The sequence below is a fragment of the Streptosporangium sp. NPDC000239 genome, from assembly GCF_040300765.1.
In the GTDB taxonomy this organism is placed as follows: Bacteria; Actinomycetota; Actinomycetes; order Streptosporangiales; family Streptosporangiaceae; genus Streptosporangium.
This window is the reverse complement of sequence record NZ_JBEPEI010000003.1, coordinates 195,652-209,814: the sequence shown is the minus strand read 5'-3', so window position 1 is coordinate 209,814 and position 14,163 is coordinate 195,652. Positions and strand designations below refer to the sequence as shown.

The window sequence follows — 14,163 nt, the reverse complement described above, 5'->3', positions numbered from 1 at the left end:
ATCCCCCTAATGTCGTTTTCCAGCGGTGATCCGCATTCACGAAAGGAATCCGATAATGACTCTGGACGTTCTGCAGGAAAAGATCCGCGGCATCATCTCCCAGGAGCTCGAACTGGAGGACGGCGAGCTCACCGCAGAGGGACACTTCATCGACGAATACGACGCCGACTCCCTCTCGCTCATCACGATCCTCGCCAGGATCGAGAAGGAGCTCGGGATCGTGGTGCCGCAGGACGAGCTGCCGAACATGCCCAACCTCCAGGGCGTCTTCGACGTCGTGGGGACCATCAACAGCCGGGAGTCCCAGGGTGTCTGAACACCACCGGGTGGTCATCACCGGCCTCGGGGCGGTGAGCAGCATAGGCATCGGGGTCGAGAACTTCATCGAGGGCATCCGAGAGGGACGCAACGGCGCCTCGAAGATCGCCAGCTTCGACGCCGGCAACTTCCCGTACACGACGGCCGGTGAGGTCCACGACTTCCAGCCCGAGGCGATCCTGGAAAGGCTCGACGTCGAGCGCTGGGGGCGCAGCAGCCTGTTCTCGGCGGCCGCGGCGCGGCTGGCCGTACAGGACGCGAAGCTCGACCCGGAGCTGCTGTCCGCCTCGCGGGCCGGCTCCATCATGGGGACCACCGCGGGCGAGGCCCAGGTCCTGCAGGCCGCGGTCGAGCAGTGGGTCACGGACGGGCTCGGCGAGGTGGACGGGCGGCTCGCCGCCATGACACCGGTCAGCCAGATCGCCAACTCCGTCAACCACGAGCTGCGGCTCACCGGTGACGCCCAGACCATCCCCACGGCGTGCTCGGCGAGCAACATGGCGCTCGGCTACGCCTACGACCTGGTGCGCACCGGCGAGGCCGACTTCATGCTGGCCGGCGGGGCGGACGCGGTCAACCGGGCCTGCCACGCCGGGTTCTACCGGCTGGGCGCGCTGGCCGAGGACCTGTCCCGGCCGTTCGACCTCAACCGCTCCGGCATCCTCACCGGTGAGGGCGGCGCGGTCCTGCTGCTCGAACCGCTGGACCACGCCGTGGCCCGGGGGGCCACGATCTACGCCGAGGTGCTGGGCTACGGCGTGAACTGCGACGCCCGGCACATGGTCAACCCGGACGCGCCGAGCATCGCCGAGTGCATCCGCATCGCCCACCGCTACGCGGGGGTCAAGCCCGAGCAGATCGACTACATCTGCGCGCACGGCACCGGAACGCCGACCAACGACTACACCGAGGTCAGCGCGGTCCGCGAGGTGTTCGGTGAGCGCATCCCGCCGATCAGCTCCATCAAGTCGATGATCGGGCACACGATGGGCGCCGCCAGCGCCTTCGGCGCGATCGTCTGCGGCAAGGCTCTGCAGGACGGGTTCCTGCCGCCGACCGCGAACCTGGACAAGCTCGACCCGGCGCTGGGCGACGGGCTCGACGTGGTCCCGGGCAAGGCCCGTACGGCCACGCCGAACATCGTGCAGAACCAGGGTCTCGCGTTCGGCGGGAACAACGTCGTTACGATCTTCGGGAGGGTGGCGTGACGACGACCGTCGCCGTCAGACCTTTGACGATCACGGCCTGCGGGGTCGTCTCACCCGCGGGCCTGGGCCTGGACGTCCTGGGTGGCGCGCTGCGCTCCGGCGTCGAGGCGCACACCGCGCCGGTGAGCGGCTTCGAGGACGTGACCGACGGCTACCCGCCGCGGCCCGTGTGGGCGGTGCCCGACCTCAAGGTCGCCGAGCACCTGGGCCGCAAGGGGCTGCGTCACATCGACCGCTTCACCCTGCTCGGCCTGATCGCCTGCAAGCTGGCCCTGGACGAGTACGGCAGGCCCCTCACCGACGAGGAGCGCGCCGACACCGGGGTGGTCATGGCGACCAACACCGGCAGTCTGGTCAGCATGCTCGAGGTGGGCCGTGACACCCTCCTCCAGGAGAAGCCCTACCTCGTCAACCCCGCCAGGTTCCCCAACGTCGTCACCAACGCCTGCACCGGCCAGATCGCGATCCGCAACTCCCTCACCGGGGTGAACGTGGTCATGTCGGGCGGTCAGGCGGCGGGGCTGGCCGCGGTGCGCTTCGCCCGCACCACGATCGGCGACGGGCGTTCGAGCAGGCTGCTGATCGGCGGCATCGAGGAGCTGTCGGAGGTGGCGGCCTGGGGCTGGCACAAGTCCGGCGCGCTCCGCGAGGACGCGGCCGTCGGTGAGGGGGCCGCGGCCTTCCTCGTCGAGGACGGCGAGACCGTCGCCGCCGAGGGCCGTACCGGCCTGGCCGACCTGCTGGCCTGCGAGGTCGGCTACTACGGCGCCAGGGACGCCGAGGGCCGCCTTGAGGGGCTGCGCTCGGGCATCGAGCGGGCGCTTGAGCGCAGCGGGGTCTCCCCCGGCGAGGTGGACGTCGTCGCGGTCGGCGCGGCCGGCCAGATCGGCGTCGAGGAGACCGAGGAGCGGGCGCTGCGCGAGGTGCTGGGCCGTTCCGTGCCCACGGTCCGGGTGTCCGAGACGCTCGGCGAGCTGTACAGCGCCAGCGTCCCCCTGCAGATCGCCGCGGTCCTGGCGCTGTGGCGCGCCGAGCCCGCCGAGCACGCCCGTGTCGCGCTGGTGACCTCCATCGGCGGTGACGGCAACGCGGGCTGCCTGGTGGTGCGCGAATGCCGATGAACGAGGGGTGTGTCGGCAAGGTCTACCCGCCGACCGCGCCCTACGAGGTCGGCAGGGAGAAGATCAGGGAGTTCGCCGCCGCCGTCCGGGAGGGCAACGCCGCCTGCTGGGACACCGAGGCGGCGCGGGCCCTCGGCTATCCGGACATCATCGCCCCGCCCAGCTTCCCCATGGTGCTGACCCTGGAGGCCGAGCACGACGCGGTGCACGACCCCGAGCTGGGCGCGGCCAACCAGAACCGCTTCGTCCACCGCGAGCAGCGCTTCGCCTACAACCGGCCCATCCACGCCGGGGACGTGCTGACCGTGACGGTACGGCTCGCGGGCGTGGACTCGGTGGCGGGCAACGACGTCGTCACCTACGAGAGCACGCTCACCGCGGCCGACGGTGAGCACGTGTGCACCGGCCGGTCGACGTTCGTCATCTTCGGCCAGGAGGGGGGTGACGTCCGGTGACGGTCGAAACGGCCGCACGGCCTCGCTACGAGGACATCGAGCCGGGTTTCCGGCTGCCGGGCCGTACGTTCCGGGTGGAGCGCAAGGACCTCGTCAGGTACGGCGGCGCCGCCTGCGACTACAACGTCATCCACTGGGACGACAGGACGGCGGTGGCGATGGGGCTGCCGAGTCCCATCGCGCACGGCATGTTCACCATGGGCCTGGCGCTGGGCGTGCTGACGGACTGGGCGGGCGACGCGGGAGCGGTCGTCGACTTCGGCGGCCGGTTCCCCCGGCTCGTCCCGGTGCCCAACGACGGTGTCGGCGTCGAGCTGACGGTCGAGGCCACGGTCATGGAGAAGCTGGAGCCGCCCAGGCTCAGGCTCAGCGTGGCCGTACGGCTCGGCGGGAGCGACGGCGGCAAGGTTCTCACCATGCCCAGGACCATCGTGGCGCTGCGGTAGCGCCCGCCTCCTTCCCGGGTCGTCGCCGGGACAGGAGGCGGGGGCTCACCCGGCTTCGGCCAGGATCTCGTGGTGGAGCCGCTGCAGCTCGGCGGACGGTTCCAGGCCCAGTTCCTCGTGCAGGACCCTGCGCAGGTCGCGGAAGGCCAGCAGGGCCTCGCCCCGGCGGCCCGACAGGTGCAGCGCCTCGATGAGGCGGGCGTGGAACCACTCGTTGAGCAGGTTGCTCGCCACCAGGCCGCGCAGGTCGGGGATCAGCTCGCGGTGCAGGCCCAGGCGCATGTCGGCCTCGACGGACAGCTCCATGGCCCTCATCCGCTTCTCCTCCAGGTGGGCGACGTGACGGGTGAGGACCGGGCCGAGCGGAACGTTGGTCAGCGGCGCCCCCCGCCACATGCCCAGCGCCTCGCGCAGCAACCGCGCGGCCTCCGCCGTACGGCCCGCCACCAGGGCGGTCCTGCCGTCGGCGACCAGCCGCTGGAAGTGACGGATGTCCACCTGGTCCTCCGTCACCCGGAGCTGGTAGCCGGTCGGCTCGGTGATCAGCAGATCGGCGAGCCCCGGTTCGCCGCTCTCCTTGGCCAGCATCTGGCGCAGGTGGTAGACGTGCGTGCGGATCGTCGCGACCACGGTCTTCGGTGGCGCCCCGTCCCACAGCTCCTCGGCCAGGGTGTCGATGTCGACCACCTGACCGGGCCTGAGCAGCAGCAACGCGAGCAGCCTGCGGACCTTGGGACCGCGCGGGACCCAGACCCCCTGTTCGGTCCGCAGTTCGAAGGAGCCGAGGATGGAAAAGTTGATCATGTTCTCTCCCCCCCAGGGAAATGACCTGACGGAGGAGAGTCTGCATATGCCACCTCAAATAGTGATACTGCGCTAAAGACACATCGGATGTCTCCAAAGAGACATAGCACCACCAATGAGAAGCAGGTCGGGACGTGTCCAGACCGTGCGGCGTGATTTACGTCTCCCCCGCAACCGCCCTCAAGCCGAGGAGGTCGAGGTGCCGCTGAATCCGGCCTTCGCCGGCCGGGTCTACCCGGCCACCGTTCCCTATCTGGTCGGCCGTGAGAAGATCCGCGAGTTCGCCGCAGCGATCGGCGACACGAGCGACGACCCGGCCGCCCCACCGACGTTCGCCATCGCGCTCACCCTGCGCGCCGAGGTCGAGGTCGTCAGCGACCCCGATCTCGGGCTCGACCTGACGCGCCTGCTCCACCGCGACCAGCGCTTCGAGCACAGGCGCCCCATCAGGGACGGCGACGAGCTGACCGTGACGGTCACGATCAGCGAGGTCGGCCGCGTCGGCTCGACCGACACGGTCACCCTCACCAGCGACCTGCGCACCGTCGCGGGCGAGCACGTGTGCACCACCACCTCGACACTGATTGCGCAGAGCGATGACTGAACCGCTGCCTCGATACGACGACGTCACCCCGGGGACCGCGCTGCCCCGGCTGACGCACGTGATCCGCCGGGGCGACCTGGTGCGCTACGCGGGGGCCTCCGGCGACCTCAACCCCATCCACTGGAGCGAGCGCGCCGCGACGGAGGCGGGCCTGCCCACGATCATCGCGCACGGCATGCTCACCATGGGCGTGGCCATGCGGCTGGTCAGCGACTGGGCGGGGCGGCAGGCCGTCCTCGAATGCGGAGGCCGCTTCGCCAGGCCCGTCGTCGTCCCGGACGACGAGGCGGGCGTCGAACTCGTCGTCGACGGCGTGGTCGCCGAGAAGCTGGACGGCTCCCGGGTCCGCGTCGACCTGACCGTCCGCTGCGGCGGGGAGAAGGTCCTGGCCCGCCCCAGGGCCGTCGTCGCACTCAACTGACCCAGACAACAGAGAGGAACTCCACGATGCCGACCTTCGTGGGCGCCTACTCCTGGACCGAGGTCCCCGCGACGGGGATCACGGTCATCGAGGCGGGCGCGGTAACCGGTACGTTCACCGACATCGTCAACCCGTTCCACCTGGCCCTGTCCCCGTCGGGACGGACCCTGTACGCCGCGAGCAACGCCCCCGAGGGACGGGTGTTCGCGCTGACGGTCGGGGACGACGGGTCGCTGACCCCGCTGAACGACCAGCCGACCGAGGGCGCGGGGACGATCCACGTCCTCGTCCACGCGGGCCACGTCTACGCGACCAACCACGACTCGGGAGAGGTCGTGGTCTTCCCGGTCAACGACGACGGGAGCCTCGGCCCGGTGCGGCAGTCCGTCAAGCACCTCGGCTCCGGCCCCAACGAGCTGAGCCAGCTCGGCCCGCACCCGCACGTGACGGTCCCCGACCCGACCGGCAACCGCGTGCTCGTGCCGGACAAGGGCAACGACCAGCTGTACGTCTACCGCCTCGACGAGGGGCTGCTGGTCCCGCACAGCCAGGTGCACCTCGGCGCGGGCACCGGCCCCCGTCACCTGGTCTTCCACCCGGACGGCCGCCACCTCTACGTGGTCAACGAGCTGGTCTCCACGGTCACGGTCTGCGGCTACGACCCCTCGACGGGCGCCCTGTGGACGGCCGGTTCCGCCCCCACGCTCCCCGACGGGGAGGACGGCTGGAACGCCCCGTCCGCGCTCGTCCTGTCGGCGGACGCCCGGTTCGTCTACGTCGCCAACCGGGGCCACGAGAGCCTCACCGTGCTGCGGGTCGACAAGGAGGGCGCGCACCTGGAGCCGGTGCAGAACCTCAGGCTCTCCGAGGAGCCGCTCAGCACGATGCCCTGGGACCTCGTGTTCGACGCGTCGGGCACGACGCTGCGCCTGGCCAACCAGTCGGCGGGGACGGTCGTCGCCCTGACCGTCGACCCCGAGACCGGCCTGCTCTCGCTGGACGGCGCCCCGGCGGTCGAGGTCCCCGGCGCGGCCTGCCTGCTGCCCTTCTGACCCCGGAGCCCGAACGACGACAGGCGCCGGACCCCGTCGGGGTCCGGCGCCTGTTCGTCTCTCGTGGGGGGAGGGCGCCTCAGTCGTCCACGTAGCCGCCGAAGCGCCGGGCGGTCTCCGCCTCCTGGGCGATGCGCCTGAGGGAGGAGACCACGGCGTCGCCGATCGCGGTCCAGATCACCACGGCCTCCGCCATGCTGTCGAGGTCGGGCCTGCCCATGATCGCGGTGATCTCCAGCTCGGCCAGGTGGCCGACCGTCTCGGCGTACTCCCCGAGCAGGGCGAAGTAGTCATCCTGCCGCAGGCGGTGCATGGTGGCCAGCGCCTCGGTCAGGCTCAGCCTGGCCGGGTTGCGGGGACCGACCCGCCACTCCCGTTTGGCGATGAGCTCCTCGACCTGGCGGGACGCCTCGGTCCAGGCCTCGTCCTCGACGTGGTCGCGACGGGTCGTCAGGGCGTACTGGGCCTTGCCGAGCGCGCTGAGGCTGTTCATCTGCGAGTCCATCAGGGTGAGGACGTCGCGCGCCGCGGCGATGCTCAGGCCACCGACCTCCACCAGCGCCCTGGCCAGCTTGAGCCTGCGCAGGTGGGTCTCCTCGTACTGCGCCTGGTTGGGGCTGGTCCGCTCACCCGGCGGCAGCAGCCCTTCCCGCATGTAGTACTTGATCGTCGGGATCGGCACTCCGCTGCGACGGCTCAGCTCCGCGATCCGCATACCTCTCCTCCCCTCCCCCTGCCACGTCCCCCGGCCGTCTTCCCAGTGGGCGGAGACGACCGGAGGAACGGCCTTGACCGCATCGAATCGATTCAGGATAGACAGCGAACCCTCCGCTATCCACTTTCCACGGTTCTGAGCGGCTTGATTTCCTCGATCCGGGCGACCGGAGCGGGGGGACGGGCCGGGGTGAGCAGTGCGGCGAGGGCTCCCAGGGCGAGGATGACGGTGCCCGCCCACAGCGCGGGCCGCAGGCCGGAGACGAACTCCTCAGGCCCCGAGTAGCCGCCCGTGGCGGCGAAGAGCCCGGACAGTACGGCGATGCCCATGACCACGCCGACCTGCCGCATGGAGCTGTTGACGCCGGAGGCGACCCCCTCCTCCTCGACGGAGACGAAGTCCAGCGTCTGCCTGGCGCTGAGCGCGAAGAACAGGCCCATGCCCAGTCCCGCGACCACCATTCCGGGCAGCAGCACGAGGTAGGAGACCTCGGAGGAGACGACCAGCGCGAACCAGGCCAGCGCCCCGCCCTGAAGGACCGCGCCGGCCACCATGAGCCGCCTGACGCCGAGCCGCTCGCCGAACATGCCCGCGAGCGGGGCGACGAGGACGGGCATCATCGTCCACGGCAGCGTGCGCAGCCCGGCCCCCATGGGCGAGAAGTTCAGCACGTGCTGCAGGAACTGCGTCAGCAGGAAGACCGCGCCGAACATGCCGCCCTGGACGAGCAGCGCGACCAGGTTGGACAGGGTGAACCCCCTGCTGCGGAACAGCCTGGGCGGCACGACCGGGTTGGGGACCCGGCCCTCGAAGAGGACGAACCAGACCAGCAGCGCGGCTCCGGCCGCGACGGGGGCGATCACCTGCGGGCTTCCCCAGCCGAGGGTGGTGCTGCGCACCATGCCGAAGACGACGCCGAGCAGGCCGAGCGTGACCAGCAGGGTTCCCCGGACGTCGAGACGGCTGTAGGGGCCGTGGCTCTCGGTCAGCATGCGCAGCGCGAGCGGCACCAGGATCACCCCGATGGGGACGTTGATCCAGAACACCCAGTGCCAGTCGCCGAGTTCGACGATCATGCCGCCGATCCAGGGGCCGACGGCGATGGCCAGGCCGCTCATGCCGCTGAGCCCGGCGATGGACATGCCCCTGCGCTCCTGTGGCACGGACTGCACCACCAGGGTCAGCGCGAGGGGGAAGATCACCGAGGCTCCGACGCCCTGCACGGCCCGCGCCAGGACGAGCCACTCCGCGGAGGTGGCCATGGCCGCGGCCGCCGAGGCCAGGGTGAACAGGGTGACGCCGCCGACGAAGACCCTGCGCCGCCCGAAGCGATCCCCGAGGATCGCCGCGGTGAGCAGGAAGATCGCGTATGTCAGCGTGTAGGCGTTCACCGTCCACTCAAGGCTCTCAAGTGAGGCGTTGAAGCGGTCACGAATAGTCGGTAACGCGGTGGTGACGACGAGGTTGTCCATCGACGCCATGAAGGCCGCAACCCCGGTGATCAGGAACGTGGACAGGCCGCCGCCTCGCACATTCACAAGACGCCTCCATCTCAAAGGACCTTGCGAAGACTCGCACAGATAGTAGATATTATCACTATCGGGTTTTTATCGATAGTAGTGATATCCACTATCCACTGGCGTCCAATGGGAGGGGACTGATGTTCTCCGCACTTGGCAGGTTCGCCGCGAGACGCCGACTATGGGTCGTCATCGGCACCCTGCTCTTCACCGTCGTGGCAGGCGGATGGGGATCGGGCGTGCTGAGCAGGCTCGGTGGCGGCGCGGGCTTCGACGACCCGGGCAGCGAGTCGGTGCACGCGGACGAGATCGTCGCGGGCCCCCTCGGCCGGTACGCGAACGACCTCGTGGTGCTCTACGAGAGCCCGGACAAGACAGTCGACGATCCCGCCTTCTCCGGCCCCCTCCAGAGCGCCCTGGCCGCGGTTCCCCGTGACAACGTCTTGCGCCTGGAGACCTACTGGACGACCAAGTCCCCGGACTTCGTCTCCAAGGACAAGCACGCGACCTACGTCGCGATCCAGCTCAACTCCAGCAACGACCAGCAACGCGTGCTGCAGCTGCGCGCGATCCAGGACAAACTCAAGGTCGACGGCCTGACCGTCCGCTTCGGCGGCCTGACCTCGATGACCGACCAGGTGAACCGGCAGACGCTGCGTGACCTGATCTTCGCCGAGTCGCTGTCGGTCCCCCTCCTGCTCATCCTGCTGGTGCTGATCTTCCGCAGCTTCATAGCGGCGGCGCTGCCACTGCTCATCGGCTTCACCGCGGCCTTCGGCTCGTTCGCCGTGCTGCGCTTCGTCACCTTCTTCGCCGACATCTCGACGTTCGCGATCCAGGTGATCAGCATCCTGGGCCTCGGTCTGGCCATCGACTACGCCCTGCTCATGGTCAACCGGTTCCGTGAGGAGATGCGCAACGGCCACTCCGTCGACGAGGCGGTACGGCGCACCATGGTCACCTCGGGCCGCACCATCGCCTTCTCCGGCCTGATCGTCGCCATGTCCTTCGCCGGCCTGACGGTCTTCCCGTCCAGGTTCCTGCTCTCGATGGGCTTCGCGGGGGCGGGCGTCACGCTGCTGGCCGTACTGGCGACGCTCACCGTGCTGCCCGCGGTGCTGCGCTACGCCGGACCCCGGGTGAACGGCCGCAAGGAGCGCCGCGGCCAGGTCACGACCGTCCCGGCGACCGAGGGCCGCTGGTACCGGCTCACCCAGTCCGTCATGCGACGCCCGCTGGCCTTCACCGCCGTCATCGTGGTCGTGCTGGTCGGCCTGGGCCTGCCCTTCCTCGGCGTCAACTGGGCGCGTCCCGGTGACTGGGTGCTGCCCATGCAGGCCGACGCCCGCCTGGTGACCCAGAAGCTGGCCACCGACTTCTCACACGACCCGGCCAAGCTGGTGACCTCGGTCGTCGAGGGCAAGGCCGACACCGCCGCCCTCGACGCCTACGCCCGCAGGCTCGACGCGGTCGCCAACGTGGACAGCGCGCGGGTGACCGGCACCGCGGCCGACCAGGCCAGGCTCGCCATGGGCTACTCGATCGACCCGATGTCCCCCGAGGCCCGCACGATGGTCGAGAACCTGCGCGCGGTGGCCCCGCCGCCCGGCACCAAGGCCTCCTTCACCGGAATGCCCGCCTCCCGGGTGGACATCGTCGACATGGTCATCTCCCGGATGCCGTGGATGGCGTTGTTCGTGGCGGTGGTCTCCTTCGTGGTGCTGTTCCTCGCCTTCGGCTCGGTGGTGCTGCCGCTGAAGTCGATCGTGCTCAACCTCCTGTCGCTCTCGGCCTCCTTCGGCGCCATCAAGCTGATCTTCCAGGACGGCTGGCTGTCCGGATTGCTGGGCTTCGTCCCGGTCGGCGCGATCGACGTCAACTTCCCGGTGCTGATCGTGGCGATCGCCTTCGGCCTGGCCATGGACTACGAGGTCTTCCTGCTGTCGCGCATCCGCGAGGAGATGGAGCGCACCGGCGACCCGGTCGAGTCCATCGCCCTGGGCGTCCAGCACACGGCGAGGATCATCACCAGCGCCGCCCTGCTGCTCGTCGTGGTCGTCGGCGGCTTCGTGATCTCCGGCATCACGTTCATGAAGATGGCCGGCGTCGGCCTGCTCATCGCGGTCGTCGTCGACGTGACGATCGTCCGCGGCCTGCTCGTCCCCGCCACGATGCGCCTGCTCGGCCACGCCGCGTGGTGGGCACCCGCCCCGCTCAAGCGGGTGTGGGAGAGGTTCGGCGTGCGCGAGGCCAGCGACGCCGACGACATCGACCTGGCGCCCCGCCCCGCAGGAGTGTGACCCGTGACCACCATGGAATACCGCGTGCTCGGCCGTACCGGGCTGAAGGTGAGCAAGATCTGCCTGGGCGCCATGATGTTCGGCTCCTGGGGCACCTCGGAGCAGAGCGAGGTGACCAAGATCATCGGTACGGCGCTCGACGCGGGCGTGAACTTCGTCGACACCTCGGACAACTACTCCGGGGGCGAGTCGGAGCAGCTCGTCGGCGGCGCCCTGGCCGACCTGGGCGCGCGGGACAAGGTGGTGCTCGCCACCAAGTGCCACATGCCGATGGGTGACGACCCGAACTCGCGCGGCAACTCCCGGCGGTGGATCTTCCAGGAGGTCGAGAACAGCCTGCGCCGGCTCGGCACGGACTGGATCGACCTCTACCAGATCCACCGTCCCGACCTCACCACCGACATCGACGAGACCCTCGGCGCGCTCACCGACCTGGTCCGCGCCGGGAAGATCCGCTACTTCGGCACCTCGACCTTCCCGGCCCACCTGCTCGTCGAGGCGCACTGGACCTCGCAGTTCCGGGCCAGGGAGCGCTTCGTCTGCGAGCAGGCGCCGTACTCACTGCTGGTACGCGGGATCGAGGGCGACGTGCTCCCGGTGTGCGAGGACCTCGGCACCGGCGTCATCACCTGGAGCCCGCTGGCGGGCGGCTGGCTGAGCGGGACCTACCGCAAGGACAGGGAACTGCCGTTCACCATCCGCAGCTTCGTGCTGCCGGAGCGCTACGACATGCAGCTGCCCGAGAACCAGCGCAAACTGGAGGCGGTCGAGGCGCTGGCCGGGCTCGCCGAGCGGACGGGCGTCAGCCTGATCGAGCTGTCGCTCGCCTTCGTGCTCCAGCACCCGGCCGTCACCTCGGTGATCATCGGCCCCCGTACGGCGGAGCACCTCGACAGCCAGCTCCCGGCGGCGGAGGTGACCCTCACCGCGGAGGTGCTCGACGAGATCGACAAGATCGTTCCGCCCGGCGTCACGCTCAACCCGCACGACGCCGGTTGGCGTCATCCGGCACTGGAGGACCAGGCCAGACGACGTCGTTGAAACTTCATGAAATATGATTCGGCCTTAATGACATAGCACACAAGCGCACAATCCCAGCTGGGAGCGGTCGTCGGCAATTGAAATGTGAGCCTTCCTATATGTTTGCCGACGGCCGCACCCCCAGTCAGTGCGGACCGTGGTGCCTCGAATACAGTCATATTTTGTTTTTGGAGTGTCATTAACGTTGCACGGGATACGCCTTGCCTAGATAATGTTAGGAGCAGGACCGGCTACGCTGGCGTTCGGGGGAACGAGTCCAGCAATGCATTCCATGGTTCGCTTACTTCATTGCAGCCAGACCAGCCGTAGCGGATCGGTCCGTACATGCTCGAAGTTCGTCCATTGAAATGCACGGGGATGACGATGCAAGGGACCAGTATCGGCGCACTGCTCACACCTCACCAGCGATTCACGTTAAACAGTTCAGCAATACTTGAAGTGTACGAAGCCCGCCTGCGGGAGCTGTCCAGCCCGCTGGTCAGAAGCCCTGAGATCTGGGAGGAATGTCGGTTACAGGCCGAATTGGTACTTACGGAGTGCGCTGAGACGCTCAAGAGCGGGGAGCGGAGAACCCCCCCGCGGTTCACCGAGCTGCCCGCCCACGCCACCAGCCAGATCGACCCCCTGGAGGCCGCACTCGGCTGGACGGAGCTGTTCGACGCGGCGTGCGACCGCCTGCCCTCCATCCTGGACGGCCATCCGGACGAGGCGGAGCTGCGCAGGGCGTTCCTGACGACCCTCAACCGGGGCATTCTCGCCCTCACCCAGGTCCTGGCCGCCAAGCGGGACGCCATGACGCTCGACCGCATCCACGAGACCCAGATCGACGACCGTCACCGGCTCGCGCGGGACATCCACGACTGGATCGGCAGCGGCGTCAGCATGGCCCTTCTCCACCTCGACCTGTTCGAGAGCCAGCGGCAGGCCGAGGGCATGGAGGCGGACATCAGAAACATCCGCCAGGCGCTCTTCGAGATCTCCCAGGGTGCGAGGAGGCTGGTCTCCGGGCTCCGGCTGCGCGTGGCCGAACCTCCTCTCGCGGTCGCCCTGAAGGAGTTCGCCCGGGACGCCGCACCGGCGGAGACCGAGGTGAGCGTCGCCGTCCACGGGGACGAGCGCCTGCTGCCCGACCACTACAGGAGCGAGATCTTCGCGGTGCTCCGCGAGGGCATGCGCAACGCCTTCGCGCACTCCAAGGCCGGCAAGGTCGTCACCCGTGTGGACATCGTCTCAGGAGACCTTCTCGCGACGGTCGACGACGACGGCACGGGGCTGATCGTCAAGGACAAGGAGAACAGCGCGGGGCTCTCCTCCATGAGAGAGCGCATCGAGCTACTACACGGGGTTTTCCACCTCGCCAGCCGCCTGTCCGCAGGCACGCGGCTCCGGATATGGGTCCCGCTTCCAGGAGCTTTGTCATGCCGGAATCAAATGATCGGATTCGGATTCTCGTCGCCGACGACCACACCCTGTTCCGAGACGCCCTCTGTCAGGTACTGAGGGCCGAGGACGACTTCCACGTCGTGGGGGACGCCTCTGACGGCCCCGGGGTGATCTCGCTCGCCGCCCGTACCAGGCCGGACATCGTGTTGCTCGACGTGGAGATGCCCAACCACCATCCCGCGCGGACCATGCCTCGCCTCCTGGAGATATCGCCGCCGCCCAAAGTGATCATCCTGAGCATGCACGACGACCCCCAGCTGGTCCAGGACCTGCTGGCCGCCGGCGCTCACGGATACCTGCACAAGGCCATCCGCAGCCAGGAGCTGCTGGTGGCCATCCGCAGCGTGCACGCCGGGCGCCACGGGGTGACGGTGCTGGTCTCCCAGGCGATCGCCCCGGCTCCGCGCGCCGCTCCGCAGGGCGTCCTCACCGAACGCGAGCAGGAGGTCCTGGCGCTGGTCGCCAAGGCGCTCAGCAACCGGCAGATCGCCGTTCAGCTGGCGATCACCGAGGGGACCGTCAAACGGCACCTGCGCAACATCTTCGGCAAGCTGTCGGCCGTCTCCCGCATCGACGCGGTCAACAAGGCGATCGGGACGGCTCCCACCCATCCGCTCCTGCGGTCGGCGCACGCCGCACCGCCCCCTCTCACCAGCCTGAAGCAAATTATGGATCGCGCTACTATCGATACATGATTATCCATTGCTGGGAGGTG

15 protein-coding genes are annotated in these 14,163 nt (G+C 69.1%); 12 read left to right on the top strand and 3 right to left on the bottom strand.

Features of this window, described 5'->3' with window-relative positions; all coding sequences use genetic code 11:
* Positions 1 to 55 precede the first annotated feature (55 nt).
* Genes ABT340_RS10135 through ABT340_RS10115 form a run of 5 tightly spaced genes read left to right on the top strand, consistent with a single transcriptional unit; the run spans position 56 to position 3,548 of the window.
* Positions 56 to 316 carry an acyl carrier protein gene (locus tag ABT340_RS10135; protein ID WP_184719879.1) on the top strand — a complete coding sequence of 87 codons (261 nt, stop codon included), beginning with the start codon at positions 56 to 58 and terminating at the stop codon, positions 314 to 316.
* On the top strand, positions 309 to 1,526 hold the full coding sequence (locus ABT340_RS10130) for a beta-ketoacyl-[acyl-carrier-protein] synthase family protein (protein WP_352010355.1): 1,218 nt from the start codon (positions 309 to 311) through the stop codon (positions 1,524 to 1,526). Before ABT340_RS10135 ends, ABT340_RS10130 begins: the two co-directional genes overlap by 8 nt.
* The gene (locus ABT340_RS10125) at positions 1,523 to 2,647 is read left to right on the top strand and encodes a beta-ketoacyl synthase N-terminal-like domain-containing protein (protein ID WP_352010354.1); all 1,125 of its coding nucleotides are present in this window, start codon (positions 1,523 to 1,525) and stop codon (positions 2,645 to 2,647) included. The genes ABT340_RS10130 and ABT340_RS10125 overlap by 4 nt, the downstream gene beginning before the upstream one ends.
* Positions 2,638 to 3,102 carry an FAS1-like dehydratase domain-containing protein gene (locus tag ABT340_RS10120; protein ID WP_352010353.1) on the top strand — a complete coding sequence of 155 codons (465 nt, stop codon included), beginning with the start codon at positions 2,638 to 2,640 and terminating at the stop codon, positions 3,100 to 3,102. Before ABT340_RS10125 ends, ABT340_RS10120 begins: the two co-directional genes overlap by 10 nt.
* Entirely contained in the window at positions 3,099 to 3,548 is a 450-nt protein-coding gene (locus tag ABT340_RS10115) for a MaoC/PaaZ C-terminal domain-containing protein (RefSeq protein WP_352010352.1), read from the top strand. Before ABT340_RS10120 ends, ABT340_RS10115 begins: the two co-directional genes overlap by 4 nt.
* A gap of 45 nt (positions 3,549 to 3,593) precedes the next feature.
* Here ABT340_RS10115 and ABT340_RS10110 read toward each other — a convergent pair whose 3' ends face one another.
* A complete protein-coding gene (locus ABT340_RS10110) occupies positions 3,594 to 4,352 on the bottom strand; it encodes an AfsR/SARP family transcriptional regulator (protein ID WP_352010351.1) in 759 nt (252 codons plus the stop codon).
* Between the two features lie 199 nt (positions 4,353 to 4,551).
* Between ABT340_RS10110 and ABT340_RS10105 the strand changes: the two genes are divergently transcribed.
* The 3 genes from ABT340_RS10105 to ABT340_RS10095 are packed head-to-tail and all read left to right on the top strand — an operon-like array spanning position 4,552 to position 6,429.
* Positions 4,552 to 4,956, top strand: a complete 405-nt coding sequence (locus tag ABT340_RS10105; RefSeq protein ID WP_352010350.1) for an FAS1-like dehydratase domain-containing protein — start codon at positions 4,552 to 4,554, stop codon at positions 4,954 to 4,956.
* Positions 4,949 to 5,377 carry a MaoC/PaaZ C-terminal domain-containing protein gene (locus ABT340_RS10100; RefSeq protein ID WP_352010349.1) on the top strand — a complete coding sequence of 143 codons (429 nt, stop codon included), beginning with the start codon at positions 4,949 to 4,951 and terminating at the stop codon, positions 5,375 to 5,377. The genes ABT340_RS10105 and ABT340_RS10100 overlap by 8 nt, the downstream gene beginning before the upstream one ends.
* Positions 5,378 to 5,403: 26 nt before the next feature.
* Complete coding sequence (locus ABT340_RS10095) at positions 5,404 to 6,429, top strand: lactonase family protein (RefSeq protein WP_352010348.1); 1,026 nt, start codon at positions 5,404 to 5,406, stop codon at positions 6,427 to 6,429.
* 79 nt (positions 6,430 to 6,508) lie between these two features.
* Here the strand turns inward: ABT340_RS10095 and ABT340_RS10090 are convergent, their stop codons facing one another.
* Both ABT340_RS10090 and ABT340_RS10085 read right to left on the bottom strand, forming a co-directional pair.
* Positions 6,509 to 7,144 carry a MerR family transcriptional regulator gene (locus ABT340_RS10090; protein WP_352010347.1) on the bottom strand — a complete coding sequence of 212 codons (636 nt, stop codon included), beginning with the start codon at positions 7,142 to 7,144 and terminating at the stop codon, positions 6,509 to 6,511.
* A gap of 116 nt (positions 7,145 to 7,260) precedes the next feature.
* A complete protein-coding gene (locus tag ABT340_RS10085) occupies positions 7,261 to 8,682 on the bottom strand; it encodes an MFS transporter (protein WP_352010346.1) in 1,422 nt (473 codons plus the stop codon).
* Positions 8,683 to 8,804: 122 nt separating this feature from the next.
* On the opposite strand from ABT340_RS10085, the gene ABT340_RS10080 reads away from it, so the two are divergent.
* From ABT340_RS10080 to ABT340_RS10065, 4 genes are all read left to right on the top strand, one after another.
* Positions 8,805 to 10,964 (top strand): MMPL family transporter, encoded by a 2,160-nt coding sequence (locus tag ABT340_RS10080; RefSeq protein WP_352010345.1) that lies wholly within the window; start codon positions 8,805 to 8,807, stop codon positions 10,962 to 10,964.
* A 12-nt stretch (positions 10,965 to 10,976) separates the two neighbouring features.
* Positions 10,977 to 12,005, top strand: coding sequence for an aldo/keto reductase (locus tag ABT340_RS10075; protein WP_352010733.1), 1,029 nt, complete (start codon positions 10,977 to 10,979; stop codon positions 12,003 to 12,005).
* Positions 12,006 to 12,527: 522 nt separating this feature from the next.
* Positions 12,528 to 13,505, top strand: a complete 978-nt coding sequence (locus ABT340_RS10070) for a sensor histidine kinase (RefSeq protein WP_352010344.1) — start codon at positions 12,528 to 12,530, stop codon at positions 13,503 to 13,505.
* A complete protein-coding gene (locus ABT340_RS10065) occupies positions 13,424 to 14,143 on the top strand; it encodes a response regulator (RefSeq protein WP_352010343.1) in 720 nt (239 codons plus the stop codon). The genes ABT340_RS10070 and ABT340_RS10065 overlap by 82 nt, the downstream gene beginning before the upstream one ends.
* The last annotated feature ends 20 nt before the right edge of the window (positions 14,144 to 14,163 follow it).

Coding starts and splice junctions, on each gene's coding strand:
- ABT340_RS10135 (WP_184719879.1), top strand. CDS start 56: ATGACTCTGGACGTTCTGCAGGAAAAGATCCGCGGCATCATCTCCCAG.
- ABT340_RS10120 (WP_352010353.1), top strand. CDS start 2,638: ATGCCGATGAACGAGGGGTGTGTCGGCAAGGTCTACCCGCCGACCGCG.
- ABT340_RS10110 (WP_352010351.1), bottom strand. CDS start 4,352: ATGATCAACTTTTCCATCCTCGGCTCCTTCGAACTGCGGACCGAACAG.
- ABT340_RS10100 (WP_352010349.1), top strand. CDS start 4,949: ATGACTGAACCGCTGCCTCGATACGACGACGTCACCCCGGGGACCGCG.
- ABT340_RS10095 (WP_352010348.1), top strand. CDS start 5,404: ATGCCGACCTTCGTGGGCGCCTACTCCTGGACCGAGGTCCCCGCGACG.
- ABT340_RS10090 (WP_352010347.1), bottom strand. CDS start 7,144: ATGCGGATCGCGGAGCTGAGCCGTCGCAGCGGAGTGCCGATCCCGACG.
- ABT340_RS10080 (WP_352010345.1), top strand. CDS start 8,805: ATGTTCTCCGCACTTGGCAGGTTCGCCGCGAGACGCCGACTATGGGTC.
- ABT340_RS10075 (WP_352010733.1), top strand. CDS start 10,977: ATGGAATACCGCGTGCTCGGCCGTACCGGGCTGAAGGTGAGCAAGATC.
- ABT340_RS10065 (WP_352010343.1), top strand. CDS start 13,424: ATGCCGGAATCAAATGATCGGATTCGGATTCTCGTCGCCGACGACCAC.